This is a genomic window from Flavobacterium ammonificans, assembly GCF_020886115.1.
Taxonomy (GTDB): Bacteria; Bacteroidota; Bacteroidia; order Flavobacteriales; family Flavobacteriaceae; genus Flavobacterium; species Flavobacterium ammonificans.
In genome coordinates this window covers 1898192-1921590 of the sequence record NZ_AP025185.1, presented here as the reverse complement: position 1 = coordinate 1921590, position 23399 = coordinate 1898192, and the positions used below count along the sequence as shown (strand labels likewise).

The following is a 23399-nucleotide window of genomic DNA, read 5'->3' as shown; positions in this document are numbered from 1 at the left end:
TATTTAATTGCTAATGTTAATAATTTCCGCTATATCCTTTCATTACTCCTCTTGATGAATTTCGAATAAAATCTAAAATTTCATCACGCTCTGGAGTCGCCTCCATCTCAGCTTCAATTATTCCAATTGCTTGAGTAGTATTGTAATTTTTTTGGTATAGTATTCTATAAATATCTTGTATTTCTCTAATTTTTTCTGTCGTAAAACCTCTTCGTCTTAATCCAATAGAATTAATACCCACATAAGACAAAGGCTCTTTGGCTGCTTTTGTAAAAGGAGGAACATCTTTTCTAACTAATGAACCACCAGAAATCATAGCGTGATCTCCAATATGAATAAATTGATGAACTGCTGCCAATCCGCCAATAACTGCATAATTACCTACGATTACATGTCCTGCTAACGCAACACCATTTACAATGATAGCATTATTTCCAACTACACAGTCGTGAGCAATATGCGCATAAGCCATTACAAGACAATTATCACCAATAACAGTTTGACCAGAAGCAGATGTTCCTCTATTAATAGTAACACACTCTCTTATGGTACAATTATCACCAATTATGGCTAACGAATCTTCCCCTCCAAACTTTAAATCTTGAGGTACAGCAGATATAACTGCTCCTGGAAAAATATTGCAATTTTTTCCAATTCGGGCACCTTCCATAATAGTAACATTAGAACCAATCCAGGTTCCATCTCCAATAACAACATTATTATGAATAGTTGTAAAAGGTTCTATCACGACATTTTTGGCGATTTTAGCACCAGGATGAACGTAGGCTAACGGTTGATTCATCTAATATTATTTATAATTTGTATTCTTTAGAAAATTGGCAGTAAAACTACAGCGAATTTTCTAAATTCTATTATTTTTTAGCAATTTGTGCCATTAATTCAGCTTCAGCTACTAATTTACCGTTGGCATACGCATTGGCTTGCATATGACAAATCCCTCTTCTGATAGGTGTAATCAATTCACATTTGAATATTAAAGTATCACCAGGTAGTACTTTATGCTTGAATTTAACATTATCCATTTTCATGAAATATGTCAAGTAATTTTCAGGATCAGGAACGGTACTTAACACCAATACCCCTCCTGTTTGCGCCATAGCCTCAACAATTAAAACACCAGGCATAACCGGTGCTTCTGGAAAATGCCCAACAAAGAAATTTTCATTCATTGTTACATTTTTCATTCCCACAACGTGATTTTCAGACATTTCGATAATGCGGTCAATCAACAAAAATGGTGGTCGATGCGGTAAAGTTTCCATAATTTTATGAATATCCATTAATGGCTCTTGATGTAGATCATAAGTAGGAACAAAATTGCGTTGTTCTATTTTTATAATTTTCGCTAATTTTTTAGCAAACTGTGTATTTACATAATGTCCTGGTTTGTTTGCAATTACTTTACCTTGAATTCTAGTTCCAATTAAAGATAAATCGCCTACAACGTCCAATAATTTATGTCGAGCAGCCTCATTAGGATAATGCAGTGTAAGGTTGTCTAAAATTCCATTTGGTTTTACTGTAATTTCGTCTTTACCAAATGCCTTTTTTAGGTTTTCCATTGTAGATGAAGATATTTCTTTATCTACATAAACAATAGCGTTATTTAAATCGCCACCTTTGATTAAACCATTGTCTAAAAGTGATTCCAATTCGTGTAAGAAACTAAATGTTCTTGAATCTGAAATTTCGTCTTTAAATTCAGACAGACATTTCATTGTTGCATTTTGAGTGCCCAAAATTTTAGTGCCAAAATCAACCATTGTAGTAATACAATAGCTATCACTTGGCATTACTAATATTTCGCTTCCTGTTGCTTCATCGGTATAAGAAATAACTTCTTTTACTACATACACATTACGTTTTGCTTCCTGCTCTTCAATTCCAGCTTTTTCAATTGCTTCAACAAAATATTTTGAAGAACCATCCATTATAGGTAGCTCTGAAGCATTCAATTCAATAATAACATTGTCCAAGTCACATCCAGTTAAAGCTGCTAAAACATGCTCAGGTGTTTGAATTTGAACCCCTAATTTTTCTAAATTAGTTCCACGTTGTGTATTGACTACATAATTTGCATCAGCTTCAATCACAGGTTGACCTTCAAGATCTACACGTACAAAAGTAAATCCGTTATTAGCTGGGGCAGGTTTAAAAGTCATTTTCACTTCTTTCCCGGTATGTAATCCTACACCTGTAAGTGAAATTTCTGATTTGATGGTTTTTTGTTTAACCATTGTAATTCTTTTTTAGATTTAGTATTTCTTTTTTTAACTCTTCAATTTCAGTTATAATCTTGGGTAAATTTTTAAAATGGACATACGATTTAGAATAGTTAGTGTCATTAAAAGCAACAGGTCCTTGAAGTATTTCACCATCTTTAACATTTTTTGAAATACCAGATTTTGCTTTTATTCTAACATTATCCCCAATAATGATATGTCCAGCAAAACCTACTTGGCCCCCAATCATGCCGTTTTTTCCGATTTTTGTAGAACCAGCTATTCCTGTTTGAGCAGCGATAACTGTATTTTCACCAATTACAACATTATGCCCAACCTGAATTTGATTGTCTAATTTGACGCCTTTACGAATAATAGTAGATCCCATTGTAGCTCTATCTATAGTTGTACAAGCACCGATCTCTACATTATCTTCAATTACTACATTTCCAATTTGTGGAATTTTAGAATATGTCCCATCCGTATTTGGTGCAAAACCAAATCCATCGGATCCAATTATCGAACCAGAATGAACAGTGCAATTGTTTCCAATTACCGTTTCAGAATATACTTTAACACCTGCAAATAAGGTTACATTATCACCAATAGTTACATTATCTCCTACATAAGAATTAGGATAAATTTTTACATTGGTTCCTAATTTTACATTTTTACCAATGTAACTAAAACTTCCTAAATACAAATCGGATTCATAGTGTGCACTTTCATCTATAACAGAAGGTTGCTCAATTCCTGTTTTATTAAGTTTAACTTGATTGTAAAACTCTAATAGTTTTGTAAATGCAGAATACGCATCTGCAACTTTAATCAAAGTAGTGCTAAGAGCAGCATCTGGAACAAAGGTTGAATTAACAATAGTAACTGAAGCCTTGGTAGTATATATAAAATTTTGATATTTTGGATTGGACAAGAAAGTTAAAGCTCCCTCTTCACCCTCTTCAATTTTGGATAATTTAGAAACTAATGCATTTGGATTACCAACTACTTCACCTTCTAAAATTTCCGCTATTTGCTCTGCTGTAAACTTCATTCTAAAAGTTAAATATTGGTACTACAATTAAAAAAGGTCTCAATTTGATTTGATTCTACCATAAAGATAGTCGAAATAGTTTCTATTTGGCAAAAATATAAAAATAGATAGTATTACCCTATTTTTATGCTAATGATTTCGGATAACAGATATAATATTTTGTCACTAATTTAGATAACGATTCTATATTTAGTTGATCTGATACATCAACAACATCTTCAACAGTTTTATCTTTTTTCAGTATTCTTATAGGTTCTGCTTCTTTACTGTAGGCTTGATTTTTAATAGCCCCTTCGAAAATAAAATAATCTGTGTTTAAAATGGATATATTATTTTCAGAGGCAAATCGAGATTTGATAGGATCTATGAGATCTAAATGCTGTTGATCAGCAACTACTTTAATCTTTGGTAAATCCCTATTAATAATCATTTTACTTAATGAAGAAAGGATAAAATCGTCGTGCTTTTGCCAAGATTTTAAAGCGCTAATAATATCAAAATCGTCTAATTGTGAAAACAACTCGAGTGTATTCACATTAAAATTCTCAATATTTACTCGGTTTTGCATGAAAAATAGTAACGGTTCACTGCACGACAATTGGATGCCTTGGAGAGTTAACTCTTTCGCTCGTTTCAATACTTTGGTAAGGATTAACTCGGCTACCAAACTCGTTTTATGCAAATATACCTGCCAATACATCAAACGTCTTGACATTAGGAATTTTTCAACAGAGTAAATTCCTTTTTCTTCAATTACTAAAACGTCATCAACTACATTCATCATCTGAATTAATCGCTCTGAATTGACATTTCCCTCAGCTACGCCTGAATAAAAACTATCACGTTTCAAATAATCCATACGATCCATATCCAACTGACTCGAAATCAATTGCAACATGAATTTACGATGGTATTCACCTTTAAATACTTGAATTGCCAAACTTAATTGACCATTAAACTCTTCGTTTAGTTGATTCATAAATAACAGAGAAATCGCTTCATGATGCACATCCTCTACAATACTTTTTTCCATGGCATGAGAAAATGGACCATGTCCGATATCGTGTAACAATATGGCAATATATAGTGCATTTTCCTCTGCTTCGGATATCACAACTCCTTTAAAACGTAAAACTTCAACTGCTTTTTGCATTAAATGCATACAGCCTAAAGCATGATGTAAGCGAGTGTGATTGGCACCAGGATAGACTAAATAAGACAATCCCATTTGCGAAATGCGACGTAGTCTTTGAAAATATGGATGCTGAATTAAATCGTAGATTAAAGCATTTGGGATAGTGATGAATCCGTAAATGGGATCGTTGAATATTTTCAGTTTATTAATTTGGCTCAATTTTAAGTGCTTTAGGGCAACAAATATAAAGAAATTTCAATTGGGTTGGAAGGCCGCTTTATTCTATATTAATAATGGTACCGTATCAAATATTATAGTATTAATTCATTTATGATTTATTAAAATGAAATGAATTCTTTGAGTTAAATATATTCATAGTTTTTACAACTTATTCAAAACAATAACTACTACATTTCGTATTTTTTAAAAACAAAAAGAAGACAATTATTTAAAAAAAATAATTAAATTGTATTTTTGATAAATTTCTAGCTTAGAGTCTTAAATATTCAGTCAATAAAAAATTTTTCATAATTAATAACAATGTCACTAAGCTTCTCTGGGAGATGCGATAATTTCATTTTAACATATTTGGGTTTAACATTGGGATTTTTATAATAGTCAAATAAACTATAACCATTTTTTATACAAAAATCAATATATTCATCAGAAACAATTTGTGGAATATTAAATTCTTGATGTGAAAAATTTTTTATTTTGTTTTTTATCATTTCCTTTCCACCTAGATAGGAAAAATGCCAACCTGAATCATTCAAACTTATTAACGGATAGTTTCTAAAATTCCTTAATTCATTAGGAGTAAAATAATTTAACAATTTATATTCAACACATTGAATTCCGTCCCATCTATCATCTTTCTTCTGATAATTTAAATAATAATAATAATTAAACATTCTAAAATTTAATGGAGAATTGATACTCTTAAATTTAGTTAAATAAAATAATTTTAACTGACTAAATATTTTACTTGTGTCTTTATTAATTAATTTATAAAATATCATTTTAAAAAAAATGAAAACAGATTTAGAAATTATATTTAAATTTGATTTTTCACTAAATACATTATTTTCTATACAATTTGACTTGATACTTTTTAAGATTTCAACATCAGGAATTTCATCAACGTCACTAATTAAAATTAAATCTGTATCTGTAATATCTAGATTGATAAGACCATTTAAAATAGAATTTCGTTGAAATTCTTCTCTTTTCCATGCAACTTTTTTTTCGTCTTCATAAGATTTCATATTTATTGGAACATAAATAATTTTATTCATGAAGGGAGAAAATCTTTCACTATTTTCTTTAAAAAACATTTGCTTAGCTTCTCCGTTAAATGAAGTATCTGCTTCAACTATAACAAAATAATCAACAACGTCATACAAGTATTTTAATCTAATTTCCAATAAATCAAGTTCATTGAAAAAAGTGAATCCATCAACTATTTTTTTCATATTTAAAATAAATAAAAATATAAATTTTTACTAGATTATTTTTTTCTATTGTAAAATTTGATAAGAAAGCTTGTGCTATATTAGCTATATTAACTGATTTTACTGCATTTAATTTACTTACAAACTTACTAAATTAAGCACAATGGTACTATTAAAATCTTTAACTATTAAACAAATTTTGATAATTAAGATTAAGTCTTCAAATTAAATAAATCAATTGCATCAGTTGACAAAAGAATTGATTAGTTTCATTAGCTAATACTTTTTATAAGCTAACCTAAATGAAGTTTATAAATCTACTAAAACTAAAAAGGGAGAGTATTGCTCTCCCTTTTTAGTTTACAATCTTCTCAACCAGATATTTCTGAATTGGGTTTTACAACCATGGTCTTGAAGCGAAATAACATCTTCTCCATGAGATTCAGGATAATTATGCAATCCCATATACAAAGTTAATCCGTTAATAGTGGCATTATTTTGCACCACTACTCCATTATGAAATACAGTAATTCTAGCTGGAGCATCAATTAATCCATTGGCTTTAAACCTTGGAGCAGTATAAATAATATCATATACGTTCCACTCAAGTGGCGTTTTCATTGCATTTACTAATGGCGGGTGATCTTTGTAAATACTCCCAGCTTGACCATTATTATAGGTTCTATTCTTGTAAGAATCTAATATTTGTAGTTCATAACGGTTTTGTAAAAAAACGCCGCTATTACCTCGCATTTGACCTCCGTCAAGAACTTCATCAGGTGCACTCCATTCGATATGCAACTGACAATCGCCAAATTTCATTACAGTTTGAATATCACCAGTCTCAGGAACTACTTCAAAGTGATCATTGTTAACTATTTTCCATGCAGCTGGCTTTGAAGGATCTTTTTTACTCACCCATTGGTTCAAATTCTTTCCATCAAACAAAATAATTGCATCAGAAGGAGCATCACCCAATTTAACTCCAGGTGTGATTACTTTTACTTCTGGATTCCAAATTTCAGTCATTTCTGGTTTCATTGGCATGGGAGAAACTTCTGGAGGAGTGTTTACAAAAGCATGTTGAGCAAAAGAAGCCGTTACCGAAAATACAGTAACTAATACAGCGTATTTAATAGTTTTAGTTTTCATAGTTTTTAGTTAATTGAATAAAGTATAAAAGTAGTATTTTCGTTTTGACGTGCAAATTAATGCTTGATTATTTTTAGTCTTACTGAATTATAAAATTTATAGTTATTTTAGCAAAGCAACGTTTTAAAAACTGTAAATTGCTCTTCGTTAACAGCTATTTGGATTATGGAAGAAACTATTAAAATACTTTGGGTAGACGATGAAATTGATCTTTTAAAACCGCATATTTTATTTCTTGAAAAGAAAAACTATGTGGTAACTACTTGCAATAACGGATTAGATGCCATTGGAATATTTGAAAATAATAACTTTGATATTGTTTTCTTAGACGAAAATATGCCAGGGATGAGTGGTTTAGAGACTCTTTCTGAAATGAAAGAGAAAAAATCTTCTGTACCTATGATTATGATTACCAAAAGCGAAGAAGAATATATAATGGAAGAGGCAATTGGATCTAAAATTGCCGATTATCTAATTAAACCGGTGAATCCCAACCAAATTTTATTGAGTTTAAAAAAGAACTTAGATCATTCTCGTTTAATTTCTCAGAAAACCACTTTAGATTATCAAAAAGAATTCAGAAAAATTACTCAAGAAATGGCTTCGGTTCATTCTTTTGAAGATTGGATTGAATTGTATAAAAAATTAATCTATTGGGAATTGCAACTGGAGACTAACAATGATGCTGGAATGGGTGCTATTTTAGAATCTCAAAAAGTTGAAGCGAATTCACAATTCGGGAAGTTCATTGAACGTAATTATGAAACTTGGTTTGAACCAAAAAACCAATCGCCAATTTTATCTCATACTTTGTTCAAAGAATTGGTAGTTCCTGAGCTCATAAAAAAAGACAAGTCAGTTTTGTTTGTAGTAATAGACAATATGCGTTACGACCAATGGGAAGTGCTTGAAGACGTAGTAAATAAGCACTACAAATTAGAAAAAGAGATTCCTTATTTCGCTATACTACCAACTGCAACTCAATATGCTAGAAATGCTATTTTTTCTGGATTATTGCCAATTGAGATGGAAAAACAGTTTCCGCAATTTTGGAAAAATGATACTGACGAAGGTGGAAAAAATCTTTTTGAAGCGGAATTTCTTGATGCACAATTAAAACGCTTGGGGTTAAATATTCAAAATGAATATTATAAAATTACAAATCTCGCTAGTGGTAAAAAATTAGTAGATAACTTTAAAACATTAAAAAATAATGACTTGGTGAGTGTGGTGTATAATTTTGTTGATATGCTTTCTCACGCAAAAACGGAAATGGATGTGATTAAAGAATTAGCTCCTGATGATAAAGCCTATCGTTCTTTGACTTCTAGTTGGTTTAAAAATTCGCCACTTTTAGGCATCATTCAACAGGCTCAAAAAATGGGGTTTAAATTAATTATTACCACTGATCATGGCACTATTAATGTTAAAAACCCTTCAAAAGTAGTTGGTGACAAAAACACAAGTTTGAACTTAAGGTACAAAACAGGTAGAAGTTTATCTTATGAGAATAAAGAGGTATACGCAATTAAAGATCCAAAAAAAATCGGTCTACCTAGTATCAATTTGAGCAGTTCGTATATTTTTGCAAAAAATGATTTGTTTTTGGCCTATGCCAATAATTTTAATCACTATGTAAGTTATTATAAAAACACCTACCAACACGGGGGAATATCATTGGAAGAGATGATTGTTCCTTTTTTGGTATTTAATCCTCGATAAATGGAAATTATATTTTCAATAGATGAATTAGAGTCAGTTGCGAATCAAATAGTGGCTTATAACCCAAATAAAGTAATTCTTTTTCATGGGGAAATGGGAGTTGGAAAAACAACTTTAATCAAGCAGTTGTGTAAAACATTAGGTGTAAACACTACTACAAGTAGTCCAACTTTTTCTTTAGTTAATGAATACGAAATAACTGCTAATCAATTAGTTTACCATTTTGATTTCTATAGATTAAAGAATGAAACAGAAGCCTTGGATATGGGAGCTGATGATTATTTTTATTCTGGCAATTGGTGTTTTATTGAGTGGGCAGAAAAAATTCCAAATTTGATTCCCGACAATCATTCAATCATTCATTTGGAACAACTACCCGATGGAAAACGTTCACTTCAGTTACAATAAAAGAGTATTGCAATGAATTCAAATGTGATAATTATTCCTTTTTCTGATACTAATTCTGACGCTATAAAGACATTGAATTTAGAATGGTTGACGAAATACTTTAAAGTCGAACCTAAGGACGAAATGGTATTGTCAAATCCGAAATCTGAAATCATTGACAAAGGCGGATTCATTTTTTATGCTCAATATCAAGGCTCAATTGTGGGAACAGTTTCACTTTTAAAAATAGATGAAGTTACATTTGAACTCAGTAAAATGGCTGTTTCATCATCAGTTCAGGGAATTGGAATAGGAAAACAAATGTTAGAACACTGTTTTGAATTTTCAAAACACAATAACATAAATAAGTTGATTTTATATTCTAATAGGAGTTTACAATCTGCAATTCATTTGTATACTAAATACGGTTTTAAAGAAATTCCATTAGAAGCAGGTATATACGAGAGAGCTGATATTAAGATGGAAAAATCCATTTTGTAGTATACAAATATTTCATTTTTTACATCTTTAATTATTTTTGTCTAAATTGTACCTTTAAAACTTAACTTACAATGTCTTTATCACCATTTACCAAAGAACAACTTTTGCCTCAGGAGGAGAAATTAGAAATTTCCAAACAAAAAAGCGAACTCTTTATTGGTATACCAAAAGAAACCAGTCATCAAGAACGACGCATTTGTCTGACGCCAGATGCTGTTAATTCATTGACCTATCAAGGCCATCGTGTTATGATAGAATCTGGTGCAGGTGAAAGTTCTAGTTATTCAGATAAAGAATATTCCGATGCAGGTGCCGAAGTAACTCAAGACCCAAAACGTGTTTTTGGTTGTCCGATGATACTTAAGGTAGAACCAGCAAGTCTAGCTGAAATCGAAATGATGAATCAAAATACAATTATCATTTCAGCCATCCAAATTAAAACAAGAAATAAAGCTTATTTTGAGGATTTGTCGAAGAAAAAAATAACGGCTTTAGCATTTGAATACATCAAAGACGAAGACGGTACCTATCCTGCAGTCAAATCATTAAGCGAAATTGCAGGTACGGCATCAATATTAATTGCATCTGAATTAATGATTGCGAATCAATTTGGAAAAGGATTACTTTTTGGCAATATAACTGGTGTTCCTCCTACAGATGTGGTTATATTAGGAGCGGGAACTGTAGGCGAATTTGCTGCAAAGACGGCTATTGGCTTAGGAGCTAGTGTGAAAGTTTTTGACAATTCTATTACTAAGTTACGTCGCTTACAAAATAATTTGAACCAACGAGTTTTTACTTCAACAATCCAACCCAAAGCCCTTTTGAAAGCATTAAGACGATGTGATGTTGCTATTGGCGCTATGCGCGGTATTGAACGATGTCCGATTGTAGTTACCGAAACCATGGTCGAGCATATGAAAAAGGGTGCTGTAATTGTTGATGTTAGTATTGATACGGGAGGTTGTTTTGAAACTTCCGAAGTTACTACTCACGAAAAGCCTACTTTCATAAAAAATGATGTTGTGCATTATTGCGTTCCCAATATTCCTTCTCGTTATTCAAAAACGGCTTCTCTTTCTATTAGCAATATTATAACGCCTTATTTGATGCAAATCGCTGAAGATGGAGGGATTGAAAGTGCCATTCGTTGCAACAAAGGGTTGAAAAACGGAGTCTATATGTACCACGGAATCTTAACAAACAAGGCTATTGGTGAATGGTTTGATCTTTCCGATAGTGACATTAATTTAATTGTTTTTTAAGTTAACTTTCCTTTACCTTTGCCAAAAAAATAGGATATGAAATTCTTTCAACGTTTTGCGTATTATTTTGTAGGACTTATTATGGGTCTATTCTTTATTTCAATGGTGTTCAGTGGAAAAGATACTCGTTGTAACTATTTCCCAAATGCACGTGTTTTGAATGATTTGAGAAACAAACCCTTTAATTATTCTCCAAAAGCAAATCAAGTTTTAAGTGAATCCTGGATTGATACGACAGATATTAAAAATTCCTTAGAACATGGAGATGTTGATTTTGATCAAAGTAACATTGCTGTTGGTAATGGAAAAAAATACATAATCGAAGGGAAAACTGTAAAAAATCAAGAAATAATCTTAACAATAATAAATTATTCTGATAAAGCAGTTTTAGAGGATATCGTTAAAAAATAACTATAGATTTAGCCAATTAATTGGTTGTAAACCTCTAGATTCTAAATAAGCATTCGTTTTACTAAAATGCTTATTACCGAACCATTTTCCTTGATTTGCACTTAATGGTGATGGATGTCCGCATTCTAAAACCAAATGCTTTTCGCGATCAATCTTAACGCCTTTTTTCTGAGCAAAACTTCCCCAAAGTAGAAAAACCACCTGTTCTTTTTCATCAGATAACTTTTGGATCACAGCATCCGTAAATTTCCCCCATTTTAAATGCTTATGACTATTAGGCAAATCTTCCCTAACGGTTAATCCAGCATTTAATAATAAAACACCTTGATTAGCCCAAGACTCTAAATTTCCTGAATTTGGCATAAAAATACTGTCCAAATCATCTACTAACTCTCTGTAAATATTTCGTAACGAAGGTGGGATTTTTACCCCTTCATTTACCGAAAAACATAATCCATTAGCTTCTCCTTTTCCGTGATAGGGATCTTGCCCAATAATCACCACTTTGGTATTTGAAAAGCTACAAGAGTCAAAAGCTGAAAAAATCAATTCTTTAGATGGGTAACAGGTATAATTTTGATACTCCAAATCTACCATTTCGAGTAACTCACTAAAATAGGGTTTCTGAATTTCTTCAGCTAAAATGGATTGCCATTCTGGATTCAATAGGATTTGCATAAATATAAATGTCTATCTGAAATCTGTTAGGTGTAAAATTATACTTTTTCTTCAAGAAACTCCTCTTAATCTTTGTAACTTTGCTTCTTTCCAATAGTACTATAAATGATATCCATCACCGAAAAGACTTTACAAGATTTACAATTCCCAACAGTTTTAGAAACGTTGTCTGCTATTTGTAATACCGATATTGGAAAACAAAAAGCACTTGAAATTACACCTTTTAAAGACAAGGAAAGCTTGATGGAAGCTTTGTTACAAACCTCAGAATATGTGTCGTCTTTTCAAAACAATAATGCTATTCCCAATCATGGATTTGATGCCATAACTCACGAAATTAAATTTTTAGCTATTGAGGATAGCTTTTTGGAAGTCGGAAGTTTTAGAAAAATTGCCAACTTATCCAGTACCGTTAATTTCTTATTGAATTTCTTGAGAAAATTCCATGATTATTATCCCAACTTAAACAATAGAGCTTCTAAAGTAGAATTGACGAAAGACATCATCACAATGGTGGATGAAGTAGTTGATAAATATGGTGAAATCAAAGATAATGCTTCACCTGATTTATTGAATATCCGACGTGATATGAATGTGGTTCGAGGCAAAGTCAATCAAAGTTTTGGTGTGGCTTTAACGCAATACAATTCATTAGGTTATTTAGATGATATAAGAGAAAGTTTTGTTCAAAATCGTCGTGTTTTGGCTGTTTTAGCAATGTATCGTCGTAAAGTTAAAGGATCAATTTTAGGGAGTTCCAAAACGGGAAGTATTGCTTATATCGAACCCGAAACTACATTAAAATATTCGCGTGAATTAAGTAATTTAGAATACGAAGAAAAGGAAGAAATCAACCGAATTTTAAAACAATTATCGAATAGAATTCGTCCTTTTTTAGATTTATTGATTGAATACCAGAACTTTTTAAGCGATGTTGATGTAATTGCTGCCAAAGCAAAATATGCCAATAAAATCAATGCTATTTTACCAACCATTACAGAAGAAAGACGTTTGTTTTTTAGAGATGCCTTCCATCCAATTTTATTTTTATCCAATAAAGAGAAAAACGAAATTACCTATCCACAAACTATCGAATTAGAACAAGAAAATAGAATCATTGTTATTTCGGGTCCAAATGCGGGTGGAAAAACCATTTCGCTAAAAACAGTAGGATTACTCCAATTAATGTTGCAATCCGGAATGTTGATTCCCGTTCACGAGCGCAGTGAAACCTTTTTATTTGATAGAATTCTGACAGACATTGGCGACAACCAATCGATAGAAAATCATTTGAGTACGTATAGCTATCGCTTAAAGAATATGAACTATTTCTTGAAAAAGTGCAACAAGAAAACGATGTTTTTGATCGATGAATTTGGAACGGGTTCTGATCCCGAATTAGGTGGTGCATTGGCAGAAATTTTCTTAGAAGAATTCTACCATCGTGAGGCTTTCGGAATCATTACAACTCACTATTCGAACTTAAAGATTCTGGCTAATGAATTGCCTTTTGCTACCAATGCCAACATGCTTTTTGATGAAAAATCGTTAGAACCGATGTATAAATTGGTTTTAGGTCAAGCCGGTAGTTCGTTTACTTTTGAGGTGGCTCAAAAAAATGGTATTCCTTATGGTTTAATAAACCGTGCTAAAAAGAAAATTGAAGTAGGCAAAGTACGTTTTGACAAAACCATAGCCACGCTTCAAAAAGAACGTTCCAAATTAGAAAAGACTTCATTAACGCTTAAAGAAGAAGAAACCAAAGCGCGTGAAGAAAGTAAAAAAATGGAGACTATCAATGTCAAAATAAAGCAGAAATTAGAGAGTTATCAGGAATTGTATGATAGCAATCAAAAGACAATCTATATTGGTCAAAAAATTGAAGATATTGCAGATAAGTATTTCAATAATAAAAATAAGAAAGAGCTAATTGGCGAATTTTTAAAAATTGTTGAAATTGAAAATTCCAAGCGTAAAAAAGCATCTGCAAAAGACACGAAAGTAATTGCCGAAAAGAAAAAAGAAGTTATTAAAGAAGTAGCAGTTCAGGTAGAAGAAATACGTGCTGAGAAAAAAGCCAAAAAAGTTAAAGTAGTGGTTGAAAAACCACGTCCAATTCTTAAAGTGGGAGATCGTGTTAGAATGTTTGACGGAAAAGCAGTAGGAAGTATCGATGCTATTGAACGAAATAAAGCTACCGTTAATTATGGTTTGTTTACTTCAAAGGTTGGTTTGGAATTACTAGAGTTGGTAGAAGCCATTAAAAAGTAAGTATGCAACATCTCCCTCAACATAAAAAAATCATTTTGTTTGACGGACTTTGCAATTTATGTGATGCCACGGTGCAATTCATTATTAAAAGAGATACCAAAGATGTTTTTAGGTTTGTTTCTTTGCAATCGGATTTGGGATGCGAACTACTTCAAAAACTCCCAATTGAATTTCAACTAATAGATAGTGTTATCTTATACGAATCAGAAAAAGTGTTTTTCTATAAATCGCAAGCTGTTTTTGAAATTGTAAAAAGTATCGGTGGAATTTATTATTGTTTACTAATTTTCAAACTACTTCCAAATGCTATTACCAATTCAGTCTATGACTTTATAGCTAAAAACCGCTTTAGATGGTGGGGCAAAAAAGAAAGTTGTTTAGTTCCATCAAAAGATTTACAATCAAAATTTTTAGGATAAATTGGCTTATATGACAAATGTCATAAAATAAGAAGTTGGCATGAATTACATTTGATTCATCTTAAAAATCTTAATTATGAGAAATTTACCATTGTATTCTTGGGCAAACGGCTCCTTTATTATGATAGTTGTTTTTGGTTTGGTCATACTAGCTTTAGTTGGTGCCGTGCTAATAATGATGAATTCTGGTAAGAAGAAATAAGAAGATAAAAAAAGAGGATATCAAATGATATCCTCTTTTTGTATTAAATTAATTTCTAATTAATTTTCTGTATTTCAATCGTTTTGGAGTTAAATCACCACCTAAACGTTTCTTTTTGTTTTCTTCGTAATCAGAGAAACTTCCTTCAAAGAAATACACTTCAGAATCTCCTTCAAAAGCCAAGATATGAGTACAAATTCTATCCAAGAACCATCTGTCGTGAGAAATTACTACAGCGCAACCTGCAAAATTCTCTAATCCTTCTTCTAAAGCACGCAATGTATTTACATCCAAGTCATTCGTTGGCTCATCCAGTAACAAAACGTTTCCTTCTTCTTTTAAAGTCATGGCTAAGTGCAAACGGTTTCTTTCACCACCAGAAAGCATCGATACTTTTTTGTTTTGATCGCTTCCGCCAAAGTTAAAGCGAGATAAGTACGCTCTTGAATTTACTTGCTTACCTCCCATCATTACTAATTCTTGACCATCAGCAAAGTTTTCCCAAATAGTTTTGTCAGGATTAATATTAGAATGCGACTGATCTACGTAGGCAATTTTTACTGTTTCTCCAATAGAAAATTGACCTCCATCAGGTTGTTCTTCCCCCATAATCATTCGGAAAATAGTCGATTTACCAGCACCATTTGGACCAATAATCCCCACAATTCCAGCTTGTGGAAGTGTAAAGTTCAAATTATCATACAGTAATTTATCCCCAAAAGCTTTCGCAACATTGGTCGCCTCAATAACATTAGTTCCCAAACGAGGACCATTTGGAATATAGATTTCTAGATTTTCATCCAGTTGTTTTTGATCTTCATTCAATAATTTATCGTAGTTCTGCAAACGTGCTTTTTGTTTGGTTTGACGACCTTTGGCCCCTTGTCGAACCCAATCCAACTCACGCTCTAAGGTTTTTCTACGTTTAGATGCCACTTTTTCTTCTAATGCCATACGGTTTGATTTTTGGTCTAACCAAGAAGAATAATTTCCTTTCCACGGAATGCCTTCTCCTCTATCCAATTCCAAAATCCATCCTGCTACATTATCCAAGAAATAACGGTCGTGCGTTACTGCAATTACAGTACCAGCATATTGTGCTAAGTGTTGTTCTAACCAAAGTACACTTTCAGCATCCAAGTGATTCGTTGGCTCATCCAAAAGCAATACATCGGGTTGTTGTAATAACAAACGACATAAAGCCACACGACGACGCTCTCCTCCGGATAAATTCTTAATTGGTGTATCACCTTCTGGAGTACGTAACGCATCCATAGCAATTTCTAATTTAGTATCGATTTCCCATGCTCCTAACGCATCTATTTTGTCTTGTAAAGCCGCTTGACGATCCATCAACTTATCCATTTTATCTTGATCCTCATAATATTCTGGAAGACCAAATAAATCGTTAATTTGATTGTATTCTTCTAAAACTGCCATTGTTTCTGCAACACCTTCTTGAACAATTTCCAAAACTGTTTTTGAATCGTCTAGTTGTGGCTCTTGTTCTAAATAACCAACAGTATAACCTGGAGCAAAAACAACATCACCTTGGTAGTTTTTGTCAACTCCAGCAATAATTTTCAATAGAGACGATTTTCCAGAACCATTCAATCCTAGAATACCAATTTTAGCTCCATAAAAGAAACTTAAATAAATATCTTTTAATACTTGTTTGTTACTGCTTGAATACGTCTTACTCAATTTGGACATTGAGAATATTACTTTCTTATCGTCTGACATTATATAGAATTTAAATTATTATACTCTTCCTTTCAAAGCGCTAAAAACCCAAGCATTGGCAAGAAAACCAACGCCAACAGCAGCGAAACCCCATCCAGCAACATCGTCATATCTAAAAGCCCCTAGGCCTATTAGTAACAATCCCATTACAACCATAATTAAAGTTGCATATCCTAATATTGTATTTTTATTCATTCCCATATATGTTGTATTGTATTTTTGAGGTACAAATATCTAAATTTTAAACTAATTAAAAATCTTAAATAACATTTCTTTCAGCAAATCAGATTGAGATAGATTAGCGCCTACTCCTTTGCTTTTAACATCAACTTCTCGTAACGACGAAATAATCTGACTTACTTTTTTCATTGGATAATTTTTTAATGCCAAATCATAATCCTTTAAAAAGAAAGGATTAATTCCTAAGGCTGCCGATACATTTTTAGGATTTCTATCTTTCATACCGTGGTATTTTAAAATTTTTATAAAAAAACCAAAAACAGTACTTGTAGTGACAACTAAAGGATTTGCCTTTGGATTATTAGAAAAATAGTGTGCAATGTGAAATGCCTTTGCTTGATTGCGTGACCCTAAAGCGTTCAATAACTCAAAATTGTTAAAGTCCTTACTAAAACCAATATTCTCTTCAATATGCTTTGGGTCGATAGTACTTCCTACTGGAAGTATAATCTGTAATTTTTCTAATTCATTATTGATTTTACTCAAATCTGTCCCCAAAAATTCCACCAACATTGCACTAGCTTTTGGTTCAATAGTATATTTTTTACCAGCTAAAACACGCTTTATCCAATCTCCTACTTGATTTTCATATAACTTTTTACTCTCGTAAACAATGCCTTTTTGTGCCAATAACTTGGTTACTTTTTTTCGTTTGTCTAAGGTTTTGTATTTGTAACAAAAGACTAAAACCGTAGATTCCATAGGGTTTTCTAGATAACTTTCAATTTTATCAATGGTGCGAGATAAATCTTGGGCCTCTTTAACAATCACCACTTGGCGTTCTGCCATCATTGGGTAGCGCTTAGCTGTCGAAACAATATCTTCAATTGTAACATCACGACCATAAAAAACTGTTTGATTGAAACCTTTTTCTTCTTCAGTCAGTACATTTTGTTCAATAAAATCAGATAATTTATCTATATAATACGGCTCTTCTCCCATCAAAAAATAGATCGGTTTAATGTTTCCAGCCTTGATATCATTTACAATTTTTACTACGTCGTCCACAAAAAGGTATTTTGGTTTTGCGTTAATTCGGAAATTTGAAATTTAAAATAGTAAATTTGGCAGATGCAACAATTGAATTTTCCATCCTACTCTTTCCGTTTCAAAAATAGCGAAAATAAAGTGGCTATTTTTGATACTATCAGGAAAAAATTTATAATTCTTACTCCTGAAGAATGGGTGCGTCAACACGTAGTTCAATTTTTAATTGCTGAAAAGAACTATCCAAAGTCATTGATTAATGTTGAAAAAGTTTTAAAAGTCAATGGTTTACGAAAAAGATACGATGTAGTAGTATACAATTCAGATGGTTCTATTTTGATCCTAATCGAATGCAAAGCTCCTGAAATAAGTATTTCTCAAAGTACTTTTGATCAAATTGCTCAGTACAATATGACTTTAAAATCCAATTATCTTATGGTCACCAATGGTTTGAATCATTACTTTTGCCAAATGGATTTTGAAAATGAAAAATACCAATTTTTACACGAATTACCTAACTATCAAACCAATACAATCTAGATGAAAATAGCTGTTGTCATACTGAATTGGAATGGGAAACAATTACTGGAACAGTTTTTACCTTCAGTAGTTCAATTTTCTCCAGAAGCGACTGTTTATGTTGCAGACAATGCTTCGACAGATGATTCCGTTTCATTTGTTCAGGCTAATTTTCCAACCGTTTCTGTAGTTGTTAATGCTACTAATACCGGTTATGCTGGTGGTTATAACGAAGCTTTGCAACATATTGAAGCTGATGTTTATGCATTAGTGAATTCGGATATAGAAGTAACCGAAAATTGGTTACAACCTATTATCAAAACATTTCAAAACGAAACTGCGACTGCTATAATTCAACCTAAAATCTTAGATTATAAGAACAAAGACTATTTTGAATATGCTGGTGCAGCAGGAGGTTTTATTGATCAATACGGTTATCCATTTTGTCGTGGGCGTATTTTCGATACTTTGGAAAAAGACAACGGACAATACGATTCCAATCAAGAAATTTTTTGGGCTTCGGGAGCTTGCTTCTTTATTAGAAGTTCCGTTTACAAAGAATTGAATGGATTTGACTCTTCCTTTTTTGCACACCAAGAAGAAATTGATTTATGTTGGCGTGCTATAAATAAAGGATATAGCATTAATTATCTATTTGAGTCAAAAGTATACCATGTTGGAGGTGCTACTTTACAACAAGGCAATCCAAAAAAAACGGAATTGAATTTCAGGAATTCGTTGTTGATGCTAACTAAAAATCTTCCACAAAAAGACTTGTATCGAATACTTTTCATACGAATGGTTTTGGACGGAATTGCAGGTATCAAATTCCTATTAGAAAAACAACCCAAGCATTGTATAGCCATCTTGAAAGCTCATTTTGCTTTTTATAGATTATTTAAAGCTAATTATGAAAAAAGGTATAGTTACCAACAACCGAAATACTATTTCTCAAAAAGTATCGTTTTTAGTTATTACATTGAAAAAAAACTATTTTTTAGCAATTTATTTAGAAAAACTAAAATTTAAAAAACTAAATTTGTATAACATTAATTAAAAATTTCATTTTATGAGAAAAGTTGTATTAGCTGTATCAGTTTTAGCACTATTGAGTTCATGTGTTTCAAAAAAGAAATATGCTGAACTAGAAGCTAAAAACAAAGAAACACAAGATTTATTAAATACTTGTACCGTTAAATTGAATACTTGTTTAGAGGAAAAGGCAGCATTATCTGCAACTACTATTGCTCTAAAAGACCAAAATCAAAATTTAATGGAAACTTCTAAAGAGATGGCTATCTTGTCTACTAAAGGAGCTGAAAATATTGAAAAAGCTTTAGAATCTATCAAAGAAAAAGATTTGAAAATTAGCAGAATGCAAGACGCTTTGACTAGAAAAGACAGTGTTACTTTAGCAGTTGTTACTAGCTTAAAAAGTGCAGTTGGATTATCTGATCCAGATATCGAAATTAATGTAGAAAAAGGTGTGGTTTTCATTTCTATTGCTGATAAATTATTATTTAAAAGCGGAAGCTACGAAGTGTCTGACAAAGCAAAAGGTGTTTTAGCTAAAGTCGCTAAAGTAATAAATGACAAGCCAGATTTCGAATGTATGGTTGAAGGACACACAGATAATGTTCCTTTTACTGGAAGCGGAATTTTATTAGACAACTGGGATTTAAGTGTTAAACGTTCTACATCTATAGTTCGTGTATTAACCAATAGTTTAGGAGTAAAACCTTCACAATTAATTGCTGCTGGTAGAAGTTCTTATGTTCCATTAGTGGACAACACAACCTCAGAAAATAAAGCGCGTAATAGAAGAACACGTATCGTAGTTTTACCTAAAATTGACCAATTCTATGAAATGGTAGAAAAAGAAATGAAGAAACAACAAAAATAATTTTCTTCTCATCTCATAAAAAAAACGTCTTGAATTTCAAGACGTTTTTTTTATTTAAAATTTTAAAATACAAACAGTTAAATATGATTATCTAAAGTATATCTACATCTCCTTTTCCTTCTCTGATAACAATTGGTTCATGCCCTGATAAATCAATTATGGTAGAAGCAGTATTATCTCCATATCCTCCATCAATAACCATATTCACCAAATTTTGCCACTTCTCAAAGATTAATTCTGGATCAGTTGTATACTCAATTACTTCATCTTCATCGTGAATAGAAGTGGATACAATCGGATTTCCTAATTGACGAACGATTTCTAATGCAATAGAATTGTCTGGTACACGAATACCAACAGTCGTTTTCTTTTTAAACTCTTTTGGTAAATTAGTACTTCCAGGTAAAATGAAGGTATAAGGTCCTGGTAACGCTCTTTTTAAGATTTTAAAAGTAGCCGTGTCAATTTGCTTCACATAATCCGACAGATTACTCAAATCATGACAGATAAAGGAGAAATTCGCTTTCTCTAATTTCACGCCTTTAATACGGGCAATGCGTTCCAACGCCTTTGTATTCGTAATATCACAACCCAATCCATAAACCGTGTCGGTTGGATAAATGACCAAACCACCCTCTTTCAAGACTTTTACCACTTTGGCAATAGCCGCTTCACTCGGATTGTCGGGGTATATTTTTATAAATTCAGCCATAGTTTAAATGAGTCTATCCTATTATTTCCAACTTTGCAAAACGCAACAAGAGTTTCTTAATTCCTCCCACTTCAAAACGAATTTCCGCTTTTCTGTCGGCTCCAACACCTTCCATATTGATCACTTCGCCTTTGCCAAAACGCTCGTGCATTACAATATTTCCAACTACTAATTTATTATCGAATAAATTAGCATTGCCAGAATTGGGAGCATTTCCAGTTACTGGTTTCAAACGTCTAATAGGACTGTCTGGTTTAGGTTGATTATCGGTAATGTATTTAGGTGGCGTTCCTGAAACGGGTTTTGCTAGACGCAATTTGGATTTGTCAACATCGCCAAAAATATCACTATCAATCATCGGTTTGTAGCGGTAATTAGATTCGGCAGCTGTTAAATATTCTAAATACTGTCCGTCAATTTCTTCAATAAAACGAGAAGGTTCACTATCCGTTAGTTTTCCCCAACGATAACGTGATTGCGCATAGGTTAAATACGCTTGATGTTCGGCACGAGTTAACGCCACATAGAATAAACGACGTTCTTCTTCCAACTCTGAACGGGTACTCATACTCATCGCGCTTGGAAACAAATCTTCTTCCATTCCTACCACAAAAACGTGTGGAAATTCCAATCCTTTGGCCAAGTGAATCGTCATCAAAGCTACGCGGTCTTCATCGCTGGTGTCTTTATCTAAATCGGTAGCCAAAGCCACATCTTCCATAAATTCGGATAAGGCTCCACGTGCACCATCAATTTCTTTTTGGCCTTCGGTAAAATCCTTGATACCATTGAGTAATTCCTCAATGTTTTGGATTTTAGCCATCCCTTCTGGTGTAGCATCTTTCTTCAATTCTTGTACTAAACCTGTTTTTTTGGCTACATGATCGGTAATGTAAAAAGCATCTTGGTTTTCATTGATAATTTGAAAACTCTTGATCATATTGACAAAATCGGTTAGCTTTTGTTTGGTTCCCGAATTCAGTTTCAAGTCGATTTTGTCAATGTTTTGCATCACTTCAAAAATCGAGCGCTTGTAATGATTGGCTGCAATAGTCAACTTTTCGACAGTGGTATCCCCTATTCCTCTGGCAGGATAATTAATCACACGAATCAAGGCTTCTTCATCCTTTGGATTTATTATCAAACGCAAATAGCACAAAACATCTTTGATTTCTTTTCTTTGATAAAAAGAGAGTCCGCCATAAATTCGATATGGAATATCACGTTTACGCAAGGCATCTTCCATAGCACGCGATTGCGCATTGGTACGATACAAAATAGCAAATTGACCATTTAACATTTGGTTTTGCATCTTTTGTTCAAAAATTGTACTCGCTACAAAACGTCCTTCTTCCGCATCGGTCAAACTGCGGTGTACTTTTATTTTTGGTCCAAAATCATTGGCTGTCCAAACAATCTTATCCAGTTTGGTTTTATTCTTATCAATAATGGTATTCGCCGCTTCCACTATATTACGTGTCGAACGGTAATTTTGTTCCAAACGAAAGGTTCTTACATTATCATAATCCTTTTGGAAATTCAAGATGTTATTAATGTTGGCACCACGGAATGCGTAAATACTTTGCGCATCATCTCCCACCACACAAATGTTTTGGAATTTATCCGATAAGGCGCGAACAATCAAATACTGAGAATGATTCGTATCTTGGTACTCATCCACTAAAATATAGCGAAAACGGTTTTGGTATTTGGCTAATATTTCTGGGAAACGAGTGAGTAACTCATTCGTTTTTAATAATAAATCATCAAAATCCATGGCGCCTGCTTTAAAACAACGCTCCACATAATTTTGGTAAATCTCGCCCAAACGCGGTTTCTTAGACATCGCATCGGCTTCTTGTAATTCGGGATTATTGAAATAGGCCTTTACGGTAATTAAACTATTTTTATAGGTGGAAATTCGGCTCAACACCTGTTTGGGTTTGTAAATATCGCGATCCAATTGCATTTCCTTAATAATCGAAGAAATCAAACGCACTGAGTCTTGTGAATCGTAAATCGTAAAATTAGAGGGGTAACCCAAATGCTCTGCTTCAGACCGCAAAATACGCGCAAACACCGAGTGAAACGTTCCCATCCAAAGATTTTTAGCCTCACTGGCTCCCACAATAGACGCAATACGATTTTTCATTTCGCGCGCAGCTTTGTTGGTAAAGGTCAAAGACAAAATATTAAACGCATCTACGCCTTGACTCATCAAATAGGCAATTCGAATCGTCAACACACGGGTTTTACCAGAACCTGCACCCGCAATGATAATCATTGGACCGTCTTTTTGAAGTACGGGTTCACGTTGCGCTTCGTTTAATTGATCAATATAGTGCTGCATTTGGAAATTAAATTAAGGAAAGCAAAAATAAGGATTTCAAACGAGGTTTTGGATACT

23 protein-coding genes are annotated in these 23399 nt (G+C 32.6%); 11 read left to right on the top strand and 12 right to left on the bottom strand.

The window, feature by feature from the left end; genetic code table 11:
• Positions 1-16 precede the first annotated feature (16 nt).
• The 6 genes from lpxA to LPC20_RS08490 all read right to left on the bottom strand — a co-directional run bounded on the left by lpxA (position 17) and on the right by LPC20_RS08490 (position 7032).
• The gene (gene lpxA, locus LPC20_RS08515; protein ID WP_229324439.1) at positions 17-802 is read right to left on the bottom strand and encodes an acyl-ACP--UDP-N-acetylglucosamine O-acyltransferase; all 786 of its coding nucleotides are present in this window, start codon (positions 800-802) and stop codon (positions 17-19) included.
• 70 nt (positions 803-872) lie between these two features.
• Positions 873-2258 (bottom strand): bifunctional UDP-3-O-[3-hydroxymyristoyl] N-acetylglucosamine deacetylase/3-hydroxyacyl-ACP dehydratase, encoded by a 1386-nt coding sequence (locus LPC20_RS08510; RefSeq protein WP_229324437.1) that lies wholly within the window; start codon positions 2256-2258, stop codon positions 873-875.
• Complete coding sequence (gene lpxD, locus LPC20_RS08505; RefSeq protein WP_229324435.1) at positions 2251-3294, bottom strand: UDP-3-O-(3-hydroxymyristoyl)glucosamine N-acyltransferase; 1044 nt, start codon at positions 3292-3294, stop codon at positions 2251-2253. Before lpxD ends, LPC20_RS08510 begins: the two co-directional genes overlap by 8 nt.
• A gap of 124 nt (positions 3295-3418) precedes the next feature.
• Positions 3419-4648, bottom strand: a complete 1230-nt coding sequence (locus tag LPC20_RS08500) for an HD domain-containing protein (protein ID WP_229324433.1) — start codon at positions 4646-4648, stop codon at positions 3419-3421.
• Between the two features lie 287 nt (positions 4649-4935).
• Positions 4936-5901 carry a glycosyltransferase family 17 protein gene (locus tag LPC20_RS08495; protein WP_229324431.1) on the bottom strand — a complete coding sequence of 322 codons (966 nt, stop codon included), beginning with the start codon at positions 5899-5901 and terminating at the stop codon, positions 4936-4938.
• A gap of 339 nt (positions 5902-6240) precedes the next feature.
• On the bottom strand, positions 6241-7032 hold the full coding sequence (locus tag LPC20_RS08490) for a 3-keto-disaccharide hydrolase (RefSeq protein WP_229324429.1): 792 nt from the start codon (positions 7030-7032) through the stop codon (positions 6241-6243).
• A 165-nt stretch (positions 7033-7197) separates the two neighbouring features.
• Between LPC20_RS08490 and porX the strand changes: the two genes are divergently transcribed.
• The 5 genes from porX to LPC20_RS08465 all read left to right on the top strand — a co-directional run bounded on the left by porX (position 7198) and on the right by LPC20_RS08465 (position 11318).
• Positions 7198-8754: a T9SS response regulator signal transducer PorX gene (gene porX, locus LPC20_RS08485; RefSeq protein WP_229324427.1), complete on the top strand. Its 1557-nt coding sequence runs from the start codon at positions 7198-7200 to the stop codon at positions 8752-8754.
• The gene (tsaE, locus tag LPC20_RS08480) at positions 8755-9162 is read left to right on the top strand and encodes a tRNA (adenosine(37)-N6)-threonylcarbamoyltransferase complex ATPase subunit type 1 TsaE (RefSeq protein WP_229324425.1); all 408 of its coding nucleotides are present in this window, start codon (positions 8755-8757) and stop codon (positions 9160-9162) included. It abuts the gene before it with no gap.
• Positions 9163-9174: 12 nt separating this feature from the next.
• Positions 9175-9642: a GNAT family N-acetyltransferase gene (locus LPC20_RS08475; protein ID WP_229324423.1), complete on the top strand. Its 468-nt coding sequence runs from the start codon at positions 9175-9177 to the stop codon at positions 9640-9642.
• A 71-nt stretch (positions 9643-9713) separates the two neighbouring features.
• Positions 9714-10907 carry an alanine dehydrogenase gene (locus LPC20_RS08470; RefSeq protein WP_229324421.1) on the top strand — a complete coding sequence of 398 codons (1194 nt, stop codon included), beginning with the start codon at positions 9714-9716 and terminating at the stop codon, positions 10905-10907.
• A 36-nt stretch (positions 10908-10943) separates the two neighbouring features.
• Positions 10944-11318 (top strand): DUF4258 domain-containing protein, encoded by a 375-nt coding sequence (locus LPC20_RS08465; protein WP_229324419.1) that lies wholly within the window; start codon positions 10944-10946, stop codon positions 11316-11318.
• Here LPC20_RS08465 and ung read toward each other — a convergent pair whose 3' ends face one another.
• A complete protein-coding gene (gene ung / locus LPC20_RS08460; protein WP_229324417.1) occupies positions 11319-11996 on the bottom strand; it encodes a uracil-DNA glycosylase in 678 nt (225 codons plus the stop codon). It lies immediately after the preceding gene.
• 105 nt (positions 11997-12101) lie between these two features.
• Between ung and LPC20_RS08455 the strand changes: the two genes are divergently transcribed.
• The 3 genes from LPC20_RS08455 (at position 12102) to LPC20_RS10735 (ending at position 14888) form a co-directional block, all read left to right on the top strand.
• A complete protein-coding gene (locus LPC20_RS08455; protein WP_229324415.1) occupies positions 12102-14267 on the top strand; it encodes an endonuclease MutS2 in 2166 nt (721 codons plus the stop codon).
• A 2-nt stretch (positions 14268-14269) separates the two neighbouring features.
• Entirely contained in the window at positions 14270-14686 is a 417-nt protein-coding gene (locus tag LPC20_RS08450; RefSeq protein ID WP_229324412.1) for a thiol-disulfide oxidoreductase DCC family protein, read from the top strand.
• Between the two features lie 76 nt (positions 14687-14762).
• A complete protein-coding gene (locus LPC20_RS10735) occupies positions 14763-14888 on the top strand; it encodes a hypothetical protein (RefSeq protein WP_255645428.1) in 126 nt (41 codons plus the stop codon).
• A gap of 48 nt (positions 14889-14936) precedes the next feature.
• Here LPC20_RS10735 and ettA read toward each other — a convergent pair whose 3' ends face one another.
• Genes ettA through holA form a run of 3 tightly spaced genes read right to left on the bottom strand, consistent with a single transcriptional unit; the run spans position 14937 to position 17879 of the window.
• Positions 14937-16631, bottom strand: a complete 1695-nt coding sequence (ettA, locus tag LPC20_RS08445; protein WP_229324410.1) for an energy-dependent translational throttle protein EttA — start codon at positions 16629-16631, stop codon at positions 14937-14939.
• Positions 16632-16649: 18 nt separating this feature from the next.
• Positions 16650-16832: a CAL67264 family membrane protein gene (locus LPC20_RS08440; RefSeq protein ID WP_229324408.1), complete on the bottom strand. Its 183-nt coding sequence runs from the start codon at positions 16830-16832 to the stop codon at positions 16650-16652.
• A gap of 45 nt (positions 16833-16877) precedes the next feature.
• A complete protein-coding gene (holA, locus tag LPC20_RS08435) occupies positions 16878-17879 on the bottom strand; it encodes a DNA polymerase III subunit delta (protein WP_229324406.1) in 1002 nt (333 codons plus the stop codon).
• Positions 17880-17942: 63 nt separating this feature from the next.
• Between holA and LPC20_RS08430 the strand changes: the two genes are divergently transcribed.
• The 3 genes from LPC20_RS08430 to LPC20_RS08420 are packed head-to-tail and all read left to right on the top strand — an operon-like array spanning position 17943 to position 20280.
• Positions 17943-18398 carry a type I restriction enzyme HsdR N-terminal domain-containing protein gene (locus LPC20_RS08430; RefSeq protein WP_229324404.1) on the top strand — a complete coding sequence of 152 codons (456 nt, stop codon included), beginning with the start codon at positions 17943-17945 and terminating at the stop codon, positions 18396-18398.
• The gene (locus LPC20_RS08425; RefSeq protein ID WP_229324402.1) at positions 18399-19406 is read left to right on the top strand and encodes a glycosyltransferase family 2 protein; all 1008 of its coding nucleotides are present in this window, start codon (positions 18399-18401) and stop codon (positions 19404-19406) included.
• Between the two features lie 40 nt (positions 19407-19446).
• Entirely contained in the window at positions 19447-20280 is an 834-nt protein-coding gene (locus LPC20_RS08420) for an OmpA/MotB family protein (RefSeq protein ID WP_229324400.1), read from the top strand.
• Positions 20281-20371: 91 nt separating this feature from the next.
• Here the strand turns inward: LPC20_RS08420 and LPC20_RS08415 are convergent, their stop codons facing one another.
• Together LPC20_RS08415 and LPC20_RS08410 are read right to left on the bottom strand one after the other, a co-directional pair.
• Complete coding sequence (locus LPC20_RS08415; protein ID WP_229324398.1) at positions 20372-20992, bottom strand: L-threonylcarbamoyladenylate synthase; 621 nt, start codon at positions 20990-20992, stop codon at positions 20372-20374.
• Between the two features lie 13 nt (positions 20993-21005).
• Positions 21006-23342 (bottom strand): ATP-dependent helicase, encoded by a 2337-nt coding sequence (locus LPC20_RS08410; RefSeq protein WP_229324397.1) that lies wholly within the window; start codon positions 23340-23342, stop codon positions 21006-21008.
• Positions 23343-23399: the final 57 nt, after the last annotated feature.